This is a genomic window from Lysinibacillus sp. FSL P2-0066, assembly GCF_037969495.1.
Taxonomy (GTDB): domain Bacteria; phylum Bacillota; class Bacilli; order Bacillales_A; family Planococcaceae; genus Lysinibacillus; species Lysinibacillus boronitolerans.
In genome coordinates this window covers 1,060,835-1,077,928 of sequence record NZ_CP150202.1, presented here as the reverse complement: position 1 = coordinate 1,077,928, position 17,094 = coordinate 1,060,835, and the positions used below count along the sequence as shown (strand labels likewise).

The window sequence follows — 17,094 nt, the reverse complement described above, 5'->3', positions numbered from 1 at the left end:
CTAAAAACTTTGTAGTAACGATTTCATAACGAGATACCAGCCATCAACCAGTACAAATAATAATATTTTAAATGGCAATGAAATCATTACTGGCGGTAACATCATCATCCCCATCGACATTAATGTACTTGCGACAATCATATCGATCACTAGGAATGGAATAAAAATCATAAATCCAATTTGAAATGCAGTTTTAATTTCACTTAAAGCAAAGGCAGGTACAAGCATAGTCAGTGGGATTTCCTCCACTGATGCTGGTTTTTCTGCTTGATTATATGTTAAAAATAAATCTAGATCTTTTTGCCTAGTATGCTTACTCATAAACTCTTTAAATGGCACACTAGCACGATCATAGGCTTCTTCTATACCAATTTCTTCAGCAAACAATGGCTGTAATGCCTCTTTATTAACCTCTTGAAAGGTTGGTGCCATGATAAAAAACGTTAAAAATAGTGCCAGCCCAACGATTACTTGATTTGGTGGCATTTGCTGTGTTGCCAATGCTGTACGCACAAAGGATAAGACAATGACTATACGAGCAAAGGATGTCATTAAAATTAAAATACTTGGTGCAAGTGATAAAACTGTTAGTAAAAGTAAGAGCTTTACAGATGTCGAGACGTTCGTTGGATCGCTGTTGGAAAAAATATTGATTAAATCATTCATTTACCATCCTTCTCCTTCTGCTTCCATCTCTCTATCTCATCACTACGCTCCTGTTTTATTTCGGATAGCTTTTTTTCAAATAGATTGCCAAATGAATCTTGCTTTTGCTGCTCATTTTGCATATTTATGCTATCTTTTCTCTTAAACTTAGAAAGTACTTCTGCAATATACGGTGATGTTGCTGCAAATTCTTGCCTTTCGTTATAAAGTGCTAAAAGAGCTTCAACTTCTTCAGGATCTGTAATTTCTCGTAAAAGCTGAACATCTTCTCCGACCCCAACTAAATACAATGTTTTACCTACCTGTAAAAGCTGAACTGACTTTTGCGCACCTAACGATAAACCGCCTAAATTTTGTACCATTTGATTACGTTGGAAGTTTAAATTTCGTTTATTTAAAAACTTCATCAATCCATAAAATAAAGCTACAACAAAAATAAGCGCCAAAACCATTTTTATGTATTCCCATGCAGATATATCTCCAGCTGCTGTTACAGTTGGTTCTTGCTTAGCAGCTGGATCAGTCGTATCTCCATTACAAGCTTCTGGGTCTTTAATGCAATCCGTGACACTATTTGTGTCAGCATCTGCATAGACAGAAGTTGGTGTCGGGTACAAAAACAGGAAGGATACAAGAAATGCGAAAATCATCGTGAAACGAAATGATTTTAACATTTTCATGCAATCATCCTAGCGCTTTTTGAATCGCTTCAATTACACGATCTGCTTGGAAAGGTTTTACGATAAAGTCTTTCGCACCAGCTTGAATCGCATCGATTACCATTGCTTGTTGCCCCATTGCTGAACACATGATTACAGTTGCACTTGGATCTGTTCCCTTAATTGCTTTAAGAGCTGCAATACCGTCCATCTCTGGCATTGTGATATCCATTGTTACTAAATCTGGTTTTAGTTCATTGTACTTTTCGACAGCTTGTAAACCATCTGCTGCCTCTCCAACAACTTCAAATCCATTTTTTGATAAAATATCCTTGATCATCATGCGCATAAATGCAGCGTCGTCTACAATCAAAATTCTTTTAGACATGGTTAACTCCTCCAATTGAAACTATCTTAAATTATTTAAACGCTCTGCTTGACTTAAAACATCTGTAATACGGACACCAAAGTTTTCGTCAATAACAACGACTTCCCCTTTAGCAATTAAACGACTATTGACTAAAATATCAACCGGTTCCCCCGCTAATTTATCCAGTTCAATAATTGAACCACTTGAGAGTTCTAAAATCTCTTTAACAGAACGTTTCGTACGTCCTAACTCTACAGTAACTTGCAATGGAATATCAAGTAGCATATTTAAATTTCTAGCTTCAGATTGAGAGATTACATTTGTATCGAAGCTAGCAAACTGCGCTTGTTGCACATTGACAGGCTGTGCCGGTCTTGCTGGTTGTGCAAATTGTTGTTGCTCCTGATAAATCGGTTGCTGCATCGGTGCTGATTGCTGCTGATAAACTGGTTGTTCAGATGGTGGGGCTACAGGCACATGCTGTTGTACAGGTGGTGGTGCAACTGGTGGTGCTTCAGGTGCAATCGTTGCTGCCACAGGTTCCTCAAATACTCCTGTTTCACCTAATAATGATTTTACAATATTTTGACTAAATTTAAGCGGTAATAATTGCATTAAATTTGAATCAATTAAATTACCAATTCTTAATCTAAATGAAACTTTCACCAGCAAATCGTCTTCTGGAATATTTTCTCGACCTTCATCTTGCGAGATGTTCATTAAATCAATTGTCGGTGGAGAAATATCTACTTTTTTGTTGAAGACCGTCGACATCGATGTAGCAGCTGAGCCCATCATTTGATTCATAGCTTCTTGAACAGCACTTAGCTGAATTTCACCTAAGTCTGGCTTCGGATTTAACCCATCGCCACCTAACATTAAATCTGCGATAATTGCTGCATCGGATTGTTTAATAACAAGTAAATTCATACCTGTCAAACCAATTGTATATTCAACTTGTACAGCTACATATGGATGAGGAAATTCCTCTTCTAATTTATTGCGATTAATCATCGAAATACTTGGTGTAGTAATATCTACTTTTTGACCCAATAACGCTGAAAGAGCAGTGGCAGAGCTACCAAAGGATATATTGCCTACCTCTCCTAATGCATCTTGTGCAAACGAATCAAGGTAATCCTCCACTCGTATCTCATTTATTTCTTCATTTGTTGAAGCATCAGTGTCGTTGTTTTTATCTCCCAACGTCTCGCCCCTTAATAGCGCTTCAATTTCTTCTTGGGAGAGCATTTCATCACTCATCTTCGTCTCCTCCTTTCAAAGGGTCGATAATCTGGATTGCTAATTTTTTACCTTTTTTACCTGGTTGAACTGTAAATTTCGGCAATGTTCCTACTTTTAATAGTAATGGTGCTTCGATTTTTTGATCTAACTGTATAACATCTCCAACTTGCATTGTTAGGAAATCTTCAATGGTGATGTCTGTCAAACCTAATTCAACTGAGAGTGGCAATTGGGCTTGTTTCACACGTGTTTCAAGCATTTTTGTTTGCTCTGGTGACATCTCCTTCGTATTGGTTTGCATCCAATAACGAACTGAAAGATTTGGAACAATTGGCTCCAACACAACATGTGGAATACAAATATTAATCATACCGCTTGTCTCACCAATAATCGTATTTAACGAAATTACAACAACCGTTTCATTAGGTGAAATCATTTGTAAAAATTGTGGATTTACTTCAAGTTCCACTAATATTGGATCAATTTCCGCAACATTTTCCCATGCTTCGCGTAAATTGTCGAATGAGCGTTCAAAAAGGTTTGTCATAATTTTTGTTTCAATTTCCGTTAGGTTATCTACATTACTATGACTCGCCCCACTACCGCCCATTAGGCGATCTAACATTGAATAGGCAATATTCGGATTGATTTCCATCAATATATTACCATCTAATGGTGGCACTTCAAATACATTAATGAGTGTCATATTTGGAATGGAACGGACAAACTCTTCAAATGGTATTTGGTCTACTGATGCAACTGTAATTTGTACATAGCTTCTAAGCTGTGCTGAGAAAAAGGTTGTCAATAGTCGTGCGAAATTTTCATGTATTCGGGTCAAACTTCGGATTTGATCTTTTGAGAAGCGAAGTGCTCGTTTAAAATCATAGACTTTAACCTTTCGTCCCTCGTCCTCTTTTTTTATGTCATCCGCTGACATTTCCCCTGTCGATATAGCGGAAAGCAGCGCATCTATCTCGGATTGAGATAACACATCTCCTGCCATTTGCCCACCTCCAATTCAAGCAGTTTCTGTTTTATTGAGTAATGAAGGAGGTAAAATATACTTCCTGGACTTCTCCTTCTTGCATTAACTCATTTAATCGTGTTTTTAATGATTTTTGGAAAATTTGTTTCCCTTGCTTACCTTCTAAGTCCTTTTTCTCCATTTCAGAAAGCTCTTGAATGGCAATGTTTTGCACTTGGAAAACGCGCTTTGTTAACTCTGCACCAGCTTCCTTGCTTGTCGTTTGGATTTTTAATGACAGGCGTACAACTCTATTATCTGCTAGATTTGTCGTGATCTCTGGTACCTCCACTGTAGCCTCTACAATCTCATCAATGGACGGCTCAACAGCACCTGTTGGTTTATTAAATTGCGTGAGCAATACAAACAAAATAACCCCAATCAGAATGACTGCTACTAGTAAAATAATAATCATTGTTAGCATTTTATTATTCTTCATCTTCTTCACCTCGTAGATGCGGGTTGGATAGTATTTGTATATTGTTATAAAAGGCAGTTACCTTTTGTCGCACCTCTTCTTCACTCTCTAAAACAATTAATTTTGTTCCAGTTGTTAATGTAATAGTCGTATCTGGAAATGATTCGACTGTTTCTATGTATAAAGCATTTAAGGTAAATGCTTTGCCATTTAGACGTGTTAGTTCAATCATGAATTAGGGCCGGGTCTAGCATGAGAGCCGGCCCGACCCTCCCTCATATGAAAAATATGTTTGTAAAAATGTCCGTTATGAAAGGACTATATTATTATCGTTTTAAGTTTACTAGTTCCTGTAATATTTCATCAGATGTTGTGATGATACGCGTATTTGCTTGGAAACCACGTTGCGCTACAATCATCTCAGTAAACTCTTCAGACAGGTCTACGTTGGACATTTCAAGAGCACCTGAAACAGCTTTACCGATACCAAATGTATTACCTACACCTATTTGAACTGCTCCAGAGTTTGCACTTTCTTGGAAGTAGTTATTCCCTTCTTTTGTTAAACCTTCTGCATTAGGGAATTTAGCCATTACAATTTGACCTGCAAATTTAAGCCCTTCACTATCTACGAATGTAACTTTACCATCAGAACTTATAGACATTGATTGTGCATCTGTCGGGATTCGGATTCGGGTCCCAGTTACTTCAGTTTGCAATTCGTCCCAATCTTCCGAATCGTATTCTAATGCCGTGCCAGCATCTTCAACAAGGGGTAAATCCACATCGTCTTCAGCTGTTCCTTCCCAACCTTGGATACCAACTACATAGTTCCCCGATGCATCTACTAAGAAACCTTGCTCATCCATATAGAAGTTTCCAGCGCGTGTGTAAGCGACACTGTCAAAGTTTTCTCCCGCAACTGATTCCCCGTCTCCATCTGGATTGTACTTCGCAACCATAAAGAATCCTTCACCCTCAACAGCAATATCCAAAACACGACCAGTAGTTTGGCGTGATCCAGATCCATGAATAGTATCAATTGTTGCTAAGCTTGAACCTAATCCTACCTGTTGAGGATTCGTACCACCTGCTGTCAAACTCGGACCAGAGGCACCTGCCTGTGTTTGCGACATTAAATCTTTGAAAATTACTCGCCCTTTTTTAAAGCCATAAGTGTTCACGTTGGCGATATTATTACCAATCACATCTAGCTTTGTTTGGAAGTTTTTAAGACCTGAAATACCTGAATACATAGAACGTAACATAAGTTTTCGTTCTCCCTTCGTTTTATATAGGGTGAGCCTCTATCAGTCAGCTCACCAAGGCTTCCTTACGTAAGAAGGTCCAGCCTTTAAAGTACAATCGTACCGTCAATATTTGTAAATAATTGTTGTTTTGCTTCCGTGCGATCCATTGCTGTAATGACAGTAGCGTTTTTAGCACTGACAATTAAAGCTGCTTGATCCATCAAGACTAATGGTTGTTTGACACCTTTTGAGTGTGCTTCAAATACCTTATCCGATACAACCTGCCATTCTTGTTCAGAGATATTAATTTTACGCTCAATAATACGTTCATTCGCATGCTTGCTCACCTTTAGCTCATGTTTAGAAGCTTCCTGTAAATGCGCTTTAAACGATTGTTGTGTATTGATTGGCTTAGGTTGTACTGTACGAATAGATGGATGCATGGGTACACGATGAATTGAAAACTTATCCATCACTATTCTCCACCTTTATTCGCTAATCACTGTAAAATCTTTATCTGTTAGTCTTTTATCATTATCTAGCACATAATTAATGACCCCATCTTTATTGGAAACAGAGACGATTCGCCCTTTAAGTTCTTGGTCACCGTCTTTATACGTTACATTTTTACCAATCAATTGGCTAGCTTTCACTAATGGAGATTCAGGTACACTATTATTGCCATTTGAGCTAGAGTCGCTAGCTCCACCTAAAATACCAGATATATTACCAGGAGCAATCTCTTTCCCATCAGCTAATTTGAACACAACATTTCCATCTACAAATTTAAGGGATTCTATGACGCCTGTTCCTTCATTTATCACTGGGTTTCCTTTTGCATCTTTTTCTTCCGTTATTTCATGCCATTTGACTTCTTTGCCAATAAAGGTTGTATAACTCATCATCTGTGTTTGTTGCTGAGATGCTAGTAAAGATTCCATTGCCTTTGTCATATTTTGCATTTGCTCTAAAGAAGAGAACTGCGCCATTTGAGAAATAAATTCTCGATCATCCATTGGATTCGTTGGGTCCTGATGCTGTAATTGTGTAATTAACAATTGCAGAAAGGCATCTTTGCCAAGCTCACTATTGCCTGTTTGCTTCACTGGCTTTTGATAATTAGAGTAATACAGATCATCAGTTATAGCCGGATTTGTCACTTTCGTAGTTGTATCTGCCATTGTTACACCTCCTCACTTATTAAATAGTCACTAAAGGACATTCCTTCACCTTCATCATCACTTTTTTGATCCTGTTCTTCGTCCTGCTGTTGTTTAAAGAAATTATTGAAGAAGCTTTGATCACGTTGTTGACGATCAGCATCTTGTAATGATTGTGCAATATCAAGGCGATCTACTTGTATATTTTGCTGAGCAAAAGCCTGTTTTAGCTGATGTGCTTGGTTATCAAGCAATTCACGTCCATGGGCTGTAGAAGCAAGTATACGGGCTGTAAGAACTCCATCATTTTGTACAAGTTCAATACGAACCGTCCCTAGATTTTCTGGATACAATTTTATGGTTAAACGTGTAATACCTTGAGCATTCGAAATCTGTGCTCGATTGATAATGGCTTGCATTTCTTTTAGTAAAGCTTCGGATTGAGCAGGCTTAGCCGTCGGTAACGTTACATGGAATGTGTCTGGTTTCGTTTGTACAGTTTGTGGCGTCACCATGTCATTTGTATTTGTTTCACTTTGTTTCGTCACTTGGACTTGCTGAACAACTTGCTGGAAGCCTTGTAATGGCAATGTAACAGTTGTTTTAGTTGTTGTTACCTGCAACGTTCCTACTTGCGTTTGTAAAGTCGTTAATAGGCTTTTCACCGTCGTTAACAGGTCTTCTTGAGGTGCTGTTAAGTCGGTCTTCTGCCCTACTAATTGCGCTAATTTCAACACTTGAAGAAGTTGTGATGCCTCTTTTGGTGTCACTTGACCTTCACCTTGTAACGCAGTGCTTATATTCGCCTGTAGTACTGGTGCTTGGGCATCTACTAATGTTAAGAGCTCCCAAACATCACTTGCTTCCTTTTCTTCTCCTAGTAACTGTTGGACGATTTTTTGAAGCTGCTCTTCATCAATCCCTAAAGCATTTAAAATATTTTCTAAATGAAGCATTTCATCCATTGCCACTGCCTTACCGTCTTCTCCAAGTTGAAGCATTAATAAGCCATCATCGTGAGAAATCCCCAGTAAATCTAGTACTTCCTCCATTGAGTCAGCATTTAATACCGCTTGTAAATCCTCGAGTTCATTTGTTGAAGTCGTTTGTGATGACTGGGTTGTTTGAGTTGAAGAAGTTAATACTTGCCCAAAAACAGAACCAAAATTTGATAAATTATCTTTCTTCGGTGTGCTGTCTATTTTTCCATCAGCGTTTCCAACTGTTGTTGACTTTGTTGCTGCAGTTTTTGTAGGTACTGTTTTATTAATCATTTGCATCATCGCTACATCCACTATTTTTTCACCTCCTTTCAATTATCCTATTGTTTAGCCATAAGTTCCGTATATTTTGCTGCATCTTTTGCATCCATTTTCTCTAAGATGGCTGCTAATTTATCAGGCTTTAAATTCGTTAAAATTCGCAGTGCTTCTGTATCACTCATATTGATTAACACAGGTGCTGCGGCTTTTGGTGACATCTTATCAAATGTTGATAAAATATCGTTAAAATCACGCTTTACATCATCTTGTTCACGATTTAATTTTTCAATTTCAAATTGAAGTTGTTCCTTTTCAGTCAGCAGCTTCTCTTTTTCAGTTATAGTTGTATCTAGTTTTTTCTGAAGCTGTGTAATTTCTGCTTCTTTTTCTTGTATCTCTGCCTGTAAACCTACTATTTTAGAGTCATTATTAACGACAGCATCCTTTGCTTGTTGTTCCTCTGACGGGATAAAAGGTAAACTACCAATTGCCTTTTTTCCTAAATCAAAGACATTTGTATTCATTAAGGTTGCCACAACAAGCAAAACCGCTACTACAAACATAATCGGCAGTACAATCCAAGTAAAAAACCTTAGAAAGCCCCCAGATTTTTTCTTCGGTTGCTCTTCTGCTAATTCTGTTGCTATTCGATTGTCTTTCTTTGCCATGAAATCACCTGATTTCTTTCTTGTTATACGTTTGTAATGAAATTTCATCTAAAAAAAGGCTTTCTATACGATCTTGCTCTTGTTGGAAATGCTTAAAATCCTTTTCTCTCATTTTTTCAAATTTACGTACTTCCAAATTTTTTTCTAATAGTTTTTCCTCATGCCAATTCATCTTTGCACGGGCTTGTATCACTTTTTGTTGCACATCTGCAATTGTCTTCTCGAGACTATCAATAAAACGACTATAATGATGAATTTCATCTATGGATGAGCCGACCATTAAACGATCCTGCTGAAATGCAATTAAATCTTCTTTCTTTTTTAGCAAATCATATAATTTCGTTGCTATTTCTTCAAAAGAACGGACAGATTCCTTATAAGCCATTTCGGTTTCGTTTTTTTCCTGTTCGCGAATAGTTAACACTTTTTCAAAACGATACACATAACTGACCATCTATTTCGCACCACCGTTCGATAATGTTATTAACTCATTGACACTTTCTTCTAGGGTCACTTTATCTAAGTAACCCTGTTTAAGATAAGCAGTAATGAGCGGTTCATAATAAATTGCTTCATCAATTTCTTTAGAGGTTCCTCTTTTATAAGCACCAATATTAATCAAATCCTCTGATTTGTCATATGTATAATAGAGCTCTCTTAATCGTTCAGCAGCTTTTTTATGAGTTGGCTCTGCAACGTGATTCATCAGACGACTCACACTTTTCAAGACGTTTATTGCTGGATATTGCCCTTTGTTGGCAAGATTTCGATCCAATACAATATGACCATCTAATATCCCACGGACAGTATCCGCAATCGGTTCATTCATATCGTCCCCATCTACTAAAACCGTATAGAATGCTGTTATAGAGCCCTTTTCATTAGTGCCTGTACGTTCTAGTAATTTAGGTAAAATCGCAAAAACAGAAGGTGTATAGCCTTTTTGTGCTGGTGGTTCTCCTGTGGCAAGTCCAATTTCACGTTGTGCCATAGCCACACGTGTAACGGAGTCCATCATCAACATGACATTTAAGCCTCGATTTCTAAAATATTCAGCGATTGCTGTAGCTGTAAATGCCCCTTTAATCCGCATTAATGCTGGTTGATCGGAAGTGGCTGCAACAACAATAGACCGACTTAAGCCTTCAGCACCTAAATCACGTTCGATGAATTCTCGAACCTCACGACCACGCTCTCCTATTAGCGCAATGACATTCAAATCAGCTTGTGTATTTCTTGCGATCATACCAAGTAATGTACTTTTACCTACACCTGAACCGGCGAAAATACCAACACGTTGTCCATTTCCAACCGTTAGCATACCGTCAATAGCCTTGACTCCCACTTCAAGCCTTTCATTAATCGGTGGACGAGTTAGTGGGTTTGGTGGATCTTGCTCTGTAGGGACTGTCATGAGACCTTTAGGTAATAGTGTGCCATCAATTGGATTCCCCATAGAATCCAATACTTTGCCGATCAACTCAGGACCCACTTTTACTTCCAGTGGAGCACCCGTCCCTTCGACAAGGCAGCCAATAGATATTTCACGTAAGGAGGTAAAAGGCATCAAGACGACTATTTCATCTTTAAAACCAACGACCTCTGCTAAAATAATTTGGTGACCATGATTTACAGTTTCCACATGAATTTTACAGACATCACCTATAGAACTATCTGGACCTTGCGACTCAATCATTAAGCCAACAACTCTAGTAACCCTACCGAACTTTTTAAAAGTTGGGATATGCGGAATTTGTTCAATTAATTGAGCCGCTTTCATCAAGATCATTCCTTACTCTCTAATATTTCATGTAACTTTAATCTGAGTGCATTTAATTGCTCATCGATGCTAACCATAATTCGCCCATGATTTGTTTCAATATAGCAATCTGTCTCATTGTCCAAATCTTCATTAACAAAAATCATAAATGGTACGTCTATTGGGAACATTTCTGCTAATTCATCTCGATTTGCCGTAATTAAAGCATAATAAGCTGGCGAAACATAAATTTTAATTTCTTTCATTTCTCTCGCTTCTTTCAGCCCTCTGCGCACAATCGATACAAATAATTCGTTATCCTGTTCTAAAGAAGTGCCAATAATTCGTTCTGCAGCCGTTAAACCTAGCTCTAAAATTACCGCTTCTTGATCCTCAATATATTTTTGAGCATTTTCTTTCGCTAGCATCATTGTTTCATTCGCTGTTTGAAGTGACTGAGCCATTGCTTCAGTGGCTTTATTTAATCCATCTTCATAGCCTTGTCCAAATCCCTCATCATAAGCTTCTTGAACACGATTGGGCCTCTCTTCCTCCCAACTTAGCTTTAAATGTTCAATCTCTTGAAAGTGCAGATGTTTTTCCTGTTCAAACATCTCTCGTTCCGCTTGCAAAGCAGTTCTTGCTTCAGCAAGTAAACGATCTCGCTCTGCCATGATTTCATCTAACGTTAATTGATGCTGAGGAAGGGCTTCGTCTTGGTATTCTTCCATCGGTTCAAACATATCACGGATCTGTATTTCTTTTACATTATCGCTATCAGACTGTGTGTAAATAGAACGGATGATTCTAGACAATGACGTCATCTCCTCCACCACGAGCTATAATAATCTCTCCAGCATCCTCTAGACGACGAATAACAGCAACAATTCGAGATTGTGCCTCCTCTACGTCACGTAAGCGTACAGGTCCCATGATTTCCATTTCTTCTTTAAATGTTTCAGCCATACGTTGTGACATGTTGCGGAATATAATATCTTTTACCTCTTCACTTGATACCTTCATTGAAAGCAGTAAGTCTTCGTTTTCACAATCACGAATAACACGCTGAATGGAACGATTGTCGAGTGTAACAATATCCTCGAACACAAACATACGTTTTTTGATTTCCTCTGCAAGTTCTGGGTCTTGTATTTCCAGTGCATCGAGTATTGTTTTTTCTGTTTGTCGATCTACTCCATTTAAAACTTCAACGACTGCATCAATACCGCCCGTTTCTGTATAATCCTGCGTAACAGTTGATGATAATTTACGCTCTAACACAGATTCAATTTCGCTGATCACTTCTGGAGAAGTCGATTCCATGACCGCTATACGTTTAGCAATGTCAGCTTGTACTTCCTGTGGTAAAGAAGATAAAATAACCCCTGCTTGCCCTGCCTCTAAATAAGAGAGTATCAGGGCAATTGTTTGAGGATGCTCATTTTGGATAAAGTTAAATATTTGCGCTGGATCAGCTCTTCTAGCAAAATCAAACGGACGCACTTGTAAAGAAGATGTTAGTCTATTAATGATCGTTTGTGCTTGTTCTACACCAAGTGCTTTTTCTAATACTGTTTTTGCATAGCCAATACCACCTTGTGTGATATAGTCCTGCGCGAGTGCAATATTGTGAAATTCTTCAATGATCTCTTCTTTTACATTTGATTCTACTTTTTTAACACTTGAAATTTCTAATGTTAAACGTTCAATTTCTTCCTCTGTTAAGTGTTTATAGACAGAAGCTGAAACCTCAGGCCCTAATGAAATTAACAAGAGAGCGGCCTTTTGTTTTCCGGTTAATTCTTTATCTTTCTTGGACACAGCCGAACCTCCTAGTTAGTCTTCAGCAATCCAACTACGCAGTAACTTTGCAAAATCGTCTGGCTTTTCTTTGGCCATTTTTTCTAGCTGCTTACGACGCATTGTAGCTTCCGTTTCAATTTCTTCATTAATATCATCAACCATTAATTCTTCTTGTTCCTCTAGGATACTTAGTTCTTCTTCTTCTTTCGCACGCTTACGTGAACGGATAATGAAGAATGCTAGTAATAAGATAACAGCTAACAAGATACCCCCGATAACCCAAACCCACCATGGAATGATTGGTTTTTCATCAGCTACCTCTGTTGCTTTACCGTATAATGGTTGTACAGATACCGCCACTTTTTCATCGATTTGCTCTTGAGTAAGTTCTGCTGCTACGTCTTTGGAAATTGTTGTACGTACAATTGTACTTAAAATTTTCTCAATATCTTCACGAACACCGTCTGGTAATGACGCTGCGTCAGTTGCTGTCGGTGGTTCAACAATTACTTGAATCCCAATATCCTGAATTTTATAAGGAGCTTCTTGAATATCCTTACGTATACGGTTCACATCATTATTAATCGTCTCTTCCGTACGCTCATAATCACCATTTCCTGCTGTACCTTCATTATATGTTGTGAAGTTATCGGTAGTTGTTTCAGCCTCAGGTGTTCCTGCTGCTGCTGCAGCTCCTGTACCAGAATATTGCTCTGTAATACGCTGAGCACTAATAGCAATACCTTCCATATTTTCTTCATCAACAGGTGTCACAAGATTTTCTTCACGGTTTTCTTTCTTGAAATCAATATCCGTTGTGACAGAAACCATTACTTTATCTTGTCCCATCAACGTTCCAAGCATATTTTGCACTTGGCGTTGTAAATCTCTTTCTACCAATTTCTTCATTTGCAATTGGCCTTCAGCTGTTGTTGTGGAAGTACCATCAGCTGTTGCTGCATTCAGATCAAAGTACTCTGAGAATTGGTTAGAGATCACGATATTTTCAGTCTTTAAATTTGGAATACTTTTTGACACTAAATTGTACATAGTAGTAATTTGCTGTTCCGTAAATTTATAGCCAGGGTCTGTATTTAAAACGATAGATGCTGTTGCCTCTCCTTGAACATCTGTGACGAATACCCCTTCCTCAGGAACAGTAATCATCACTTTTGCATCTTTTACACCTTCCAAGTTTTTGAAAAGTTTAGCAATTTCAGTTTCAGTTGCTGCTTTTTTTAATAGGTTAAATTCATTATCAGTCATACCAAATCCTGAACTATTAGCAAATGAGTAATCAATTGATCCTGTTTGTGGATATCCCTCTGAAGCTAACTGCACTAATAAGGAGTCTACTTGCTCTTCTGGCACTAAAATAGATGTTCCACCTGGAGCAATTTGATAGGTCACACCTTGGGAATCTAGCGCTTCCTTTACTTGTCCAATTTCCCGTGTTGATAAATCTTTATAAAGTGGAACATATGTAGTTTTGGAAGCAAAAAATGTCACAATTGCTGCTAGTGCGATTACAACTACCACGGAGCCAATCATAACTATTTTTTGCTTTTTACTTCGACTTGTCCAAAATTGACTGGTGTCGTTTTTTATTTTTGTCAATCGTTCATTCATTATGAATCCTCCGGTTATAGTGAATAACCTAGCCATCAATAATTTGCGAACATAATGAGCCACTTTAAATTGTGGTTGTTAATCTATATTGAAAAGAGGTTTCTTATCTTTACAATAAAATTAAACACTCATGCGCATTATTTCTTGGTAAGCTTCAATCACCTTATTGCGAACTTCAATTGTTGCGTTTAGGGTAATGCTTGCCTTTTGCGAAGCAATCATCACTTCATGCAACTCCACATCTTCACCTTTAATTAGCTTCTGAGTAAACTTATCAGAAGTTATTTGTTGATCATTTACTTTTGCAATTGCTTCTTTTAGCGAGTTCGCGAAGCTTTGTTGCGCTTCATAAGGTGTTGCATTAAGTTTATTCGTGTTATTTACAACCTGAGTGGGTGTCATTAGCGAAATGGACGAAATGGCCATGTATGTATCTTCCTTTCTACTTAAATTTATTTACCAATCTCTAGAGCCTTCGTAAGCATGGATTTATTTGCATTAAATACAGTTATATTAGCCTCATAAGAACGAGTAGCCGACATTAAATCAACCATTTCTTTCAACGGATCGACATTGGGCATATTTACATAACCATCTGCATTTGCATCTGGATGAGTTGGGTCATATACAAGTTTGAAAGGTGTTTCTTGATCTTCTGAAATTCGAGTAACTTTTACACCATTACCAACACCACTTTTTGCATTTTTACCTAGTGCTATATTCAAAAAATTTGAGAATTGTCCTTCTTGTGCTGCTAGCGTCACTGACTTACGTCGATATGGTTCCCATTCCCCATTCACTTGACGAGCGCGAGTTGTATCCATGTTAGCCATATTAGAAGAAATAACATCCATACGTAAACGTTGCGCTGTTAAAGCGGAGGCAGTGGTATTCATCCCATGAAATATAGACATCTATTACTTACCTCCTTTAATAACGGTATTCAATGTGTTTAATTTCCCATTAACACGATCGATTAGCGCATTATAATAAATTTGATTCTCTGCTAATTTTGCTTGCTCGGCATCCATATCTACAGCATTCCCATTGTTTCTATATCGCAAGTTCTCCACAATATTGACACCTGGTGTAGATTGTCGAAACGTGAAATCATAATGTCTATTATCAGTACGATATGCAGAAATAGCTATGCTCTTCTGCTCTTTCAGCATATCCTTAAAACTAACATTTTTCGCCTTATAATTAGGTGTATCGACATTGGCGATATTATTTGCGATTGTTTTATGATTTAAAGTGGCATAGGAAAGTCCTTTTTCCAGGCTACTAATAGTTCCTCCAAATATATTCAAAACTGTTCACCTCATTTTATTTCAATCTATGTACTTGTTAATTTATCCAATAATACAATTGTAATTAAGATGATACCTAGTGTCTATTGTCTTTTGTCACTTTTTAATAGTCTATACGCCCTATTTTTTCTCCCTCTCAACCATGACAAAACTTCCCCATCCTTTGTGCCTCTAAGCTTCAGTAAAGATTATTAATCATCTAGTTATTTTACACCATTTCGACAGTGTTTACGATTTTATTGTGAAATATGCCTTTTTATGAGGTTAATCGCCTTTTTTAATCTTAATTAAGAAAGGTCCCTTTTTACTAGTTCGATCAATAGTAGAGTATTTTATATAGAGATACTATACGTTTATTCACCATTCTTCCAAAGTAACATATATGGAATTTTTATATGCTAATGGTAGTGACAAATTATCGAACATTCTTAGGCTAAAAGCAACGAAATCCATGTTTTTGTATTAAATCTCTAAAAAAGAAGAGCTATAAAATTTCGAAAATACGCAAAAAAGCGTCTATATTTACCATAGACACTTTCATAATTTTGAAAAACAATACAATTAATAAACTTTTTAAGAAAGGTGAAACGCGTTAGCGTTTGCTTCTCTCACTCTGTTCTAAACTTCTTATACTCGTGTTGCTAACCTTTCATCTTATAAAACTACCACTCTGTTTAAGGTCTCATCTTTCTCACTATCTCACGCAGAAATCTATAGGCTTTCCACTCTAATCCTTAAAGGTGTACTCTCTTTTTAGCGAAGGTTGCTTTATCACGCTTTGTTGTGACTATTCACCTTTTCACATTGAAAATAGACATAATACGTTTTATATTTTCTACTGCTATTATGAAAAGGCATTTTTGTATCCTGATAGCTAGCTGCATTCCTAGTGAATTAATCACTCCCCTGTATGCTGGCAGAACGAAAATCAGCCCTTCTCCTTTCCAAAAGGTCATGTACATCATTCTCTTTTTCAACAACAATAAAAGCGTCTATGTTTGCCATAGACGCTTTCGTTAGCTTCTTATAAGAAGCATTTATTTCATTTTAATTTCTGCTAAAGCATTTAAGAATTTATCGTTTAGTACTTTAATATAAGTACCTTTCATACCTAAAGAGCGAGATTCAATGACACCTGCTGATTCAAGTTTACGTAATGCGTTTACGATCACTGAACGTGTAATACCCACTCGGTCAGCAATCTTAGAAGCAACTAGTAAACCTTCATTACCATCAAGTTCTTCGAAAATGTGTTCAATTGCTTCTAACTCACTGTATGAAAGTGAATTAATAGCCATTTGCACGACAGCTTTGCTACGAGCTTCTTCTTCAATTTCTTCAGACTTTTCACGTAAAATTTCCATACCAACTACTGTTGCACCATATTCAGCTAAAATTAGATCATCATCTTCAAATTGTGAAGATAAACGAGCAAGGATTAATGTGCCTAAACGTTCACCACCACCAACGATTGGTACAATTGTTGTTAAAGCGTTTTGGAATAAATCTTTATTTTCTACTGGGAAAGCAGTATGTTCATTATTAATGTCTAAATTTGAGGATGTTTCAGAGATCGTAAATAAGCTATGTGTGTATTCTTCTGGGAATTGTCTCTCTTCGAACATTTTTTTCATACGCTCATTTTCAATTTGTTGGTGAATTGAAATACCCAATAATTTACCTTTACGACTTAAAATATAGACATTACTATCGATAATATCGCCTAATGTATCGGCCATTTCCTTAAAGTTTACCGGCTTACCAGCAGAAGCTTGAAGCATCGAGTTAATTTTACGTGTTTTTTCTAATAAATTCATTATATGTTCCTCCTATAAATAATCCGAAGAGTATTTACTAAATATTCTAAA

The 17,094-nt window shown here is 37.3% G+C and carries 21 protein-coding genes; all 21 read right to left on the bottom strand.

Annotated elements, in window-relative coordinates:
- Window positions 1-666 carry a flagellar type III secretion system pore protein FliP gene (gene fliP / locus MKZ14_RS05100; RefSeq protein ID WP_016994566.1) on the bottom strand — a complete coding sequence of 222 codons (666 nt, stop codon included), beginning with the start codon at window positions 664-666 and terminating at the stop codon, window positions 1-3.
- Window positions 663-1,346, bottom strand: coding sequence for a flagellar biosynthetic protein FliO (locus tag MKZ14_RS05095; RefSeq protein WP_036080460.1), 684 nt, complete (start codon window positions 1,344-1,346; stop codon window positions 663-665). Before MKZ14_RS05095 ends, fliP begins: the two co-directional genes overlap by 4 nt.
- Before the next feature lie 4 nt (window positions 1,347-1,350).
- The gene (locus MKZ14_RS05090) at window positions 1,351-1,713 is read right to left on the bottom strand and encodes a response regulator (RefSeq protein WP_004269288.1); all 363 of its coding nucleotides are present in this window, start codon (window positions 1,711-1,713) and stop codon (window positions 1,351-1,353) included.
- 21 nt (window positions 1,714-1,734) lie between these two features.
- On the bottom strand, window positions 1,735-2,958 hold the full coding sequence (fliY, locus tag MKZ14_RS05085) for a flagellar motor switch phosphatase FliY (RefSeq protein ID WP_016994568.1): 1,224 nt from the start codon (window positions 2,956-2,958) through the stop codon (window positions 1,735-1,737).
- Complete coding sequence (fliM, locus tag MKZ14_RS05080) at window positions 2,951-3,946, bottom strand: flagellar motor switch protein FliM (RefSeq protein ID WP_004269290.1); 996 nt, start codon at window positions 3,944-3,946, stop codon at window positions 2,951-2,953. Before fliM ends, fliY begins: the two co-directional genes overlap by 8 nt.
- A 31-nt stretch (window positions 3,947-3,977) precedes the next feature.
- A complete protein-coding gene (fliL, locus tag MKZ14_RS05075; RefSeq protein ID WP_016994569.1) occupies window positions 3,978-4,406 on the bottom strand; it encodes a flagellar basal body-associated protein FliL in 429 nt (142 codons plus the stop codon).
- A complete protein-coding gene (locus tag MKZ14_RS05070; protein ID WP_016994570.1) occupies window positions 4,396-4,617 on the bottom strand; it encodes a flagellar FlbD family protein in 222 nt (73 codons plus the stop codon). The genes fliL and MKZ14_RS05070 overlap by 11 nt, the downstream gene beginning before the upstream one ends.
- 94 nt (window positions 4,618-4,711) lie before the next feature.
- Window positions 4,712-5,653: a flagellar basal body rod protein FlgG gene (flgG, locus tag MKZ14_RS05065; RefSeq protein WP_036080465.1), complete on the bottom strand. Its 942-nt coding sequence runs from the start codon at window positions 5,651-5,653 to the stop codon at window positions 4,712-4,714.
- 86 nt (window positions 5,654-5,739) lie between these two features.
- Window positions 5,740-6,108: a TIGR02530 family flagellar biosynthesis protein gene (locus tag MKZ14_RS05060; RefSeq protein ID WP_333005786.1), complete on the bottom strand. Its 369-nt coding sequence runs from the start codon at window positions 6,106-6,108 to the stop codon at window positions 5,740-5,742.
- Window positions 6,109-6,123: 15 nt separating this feature from the next.
- Window positions 6,124-6,816, bottom strand: coding sequence for a flagellar hook assembly protein FlgD (gene flgD, locus MKZ14_RS05055; RefSeq protein WP_333005787.1), 693 nt, complete (start codon window positions 6,814-6,816; stop codon window positions 6,124-6,126).
- Window positions 6,817-6,818: 2 nt separating this feature from the next.
- A complete protein-coding gene (locus tag MKZ14_RS05050) occupies window positions 6,819-8,090 on the bottom strand; it encodes a flagellar hook-length control protein FliK (RefSeq protein ID WP_333005788.1) in 1,272 nt (423 codons plus the stop codon).
- 26 nt (window positions 8,091-8,116) lie between these two features.
- The gene (locus tag MKZ14_RS05045) at window positions 8,117-8,725 is read right to left on the bottom strand and encodes a hypothetical protein (protein WP_016994575.1); all 609 of its coding nucleotides are present in this window, start codon (window positions 8,723-8,725) and stop codon (window positions 8,117-8,119) included.
- A gap of 4 nt (window positions 8,726-8,729) precedes the next feature.
- A complete protein-coding gene (gene fliJ / locus MKZ14_RS05040; RefSeq protein WP_036080477.1) occupies window positions 8,730-9,179 on the bottom strand; it encodes a flagellar export protein FliJ in 450 nt (149 codons plus the stop codon).
- Entirely contained in the window at window positions 9,180-10,505 is a 1,326-nt protein-coding gene (gene fliI, locus MKZ14_RS05035) for a flagellar protein export ATPase FliI (protein WP_036080569.1), read from the bottom strand.
- Between the two features lie 5 nt (window positions 10,506-10,510).
- Complete coding sequence (gene fliH / locus MKZ14_RS05030; RefSeq protein ID WP_036080480.1) at window positions 10,511-11,299, bottom strand: flagellar assembly protein FliH; 789 nt, start codon at window positions 11,297-11,299, stop codon at window positions 10,511-10,513.
- On the bottom strand, window positions 11,292-12,305 hold the full coding sequence (gene fliG, locus MKZ14_RS05025) for a flagellar motor switch protein FliG (RefSeq protein ID WP_008180783.1): 1,014 nt from the start codon (window positions 12,303-12,305) through the stop codon (window positions 11,292-11,294). The genes fliH and fliG overlap by 8 nt, the downstream gene beginning before the upstream one ends.
- Window positions 12,306-12,320: 15 nt before the next feature.
- On the bottom strand, window positions 12,321-13,916 hold the full coding sequence (gene fliF / locus MKZ14_RS05020) for a flagellar basal-body MS-ring/collar protein FliF (protein ID WP_016994578.1): 1,596 nt from the start codon (window positions 13,914-13,916) through the stop codon (window positions 12,321-12,323).
- A gap of 120 nt (window positions 13,917-14,036) precedes the next feature.
- Entirely contained in the window at window positions 14,037-14,342 is a 306-nt protein-coding gene (fliE, locus tag MKZ14_RS05015; RefSeq protein ID WP_004269303.1) for a flagellar hook-basal body complex protein FliE, read from the bottom strand.
- Between the two features lie 26 nt (window positions 14,343-14,368).
- Window positions 14,369-14,830, bottom strand: a complete 462-nt coding sequence (gene flgC, locus MKZ14_RS05010; protein ID WP_312123998.1) for a flagellar basal body rod protein FlgC — start codon at window positions 14,828-14,830, stop codon at window positions 14,369-14,371.
- Between the two features lie 3 nt (window positions 14,831-14,833).
- A complete protein-coding gene (gene flgB, locus MKZ14_RS05005) occupies window positions 14,834-15,226 on the bottom strand; it encodes a flagellar basal body rod protein FlgB (RefSeq protein WP_333005789.1) in 393 nt (130 codons plus the stop codon).
- A 1,037-nt stretch (window positions 15,227-16,263) separates the two neighbouring features.
- Window positions 16,264-17,043: a GTP-sensing pleiotropic transcriptional regulator CodY gene (gene codY / locus MKZ14_RS05000; RefSeq protein ID WP_004229266.1), complete on the bottom strand. Its 780-nt coding sequence runs from the start codon at window positions 17,041-17,043 to the stop codon at window positions 16,264-16,266.
- Window positions 17,044-17,094 lie beyond the last annotated feature (51 nt).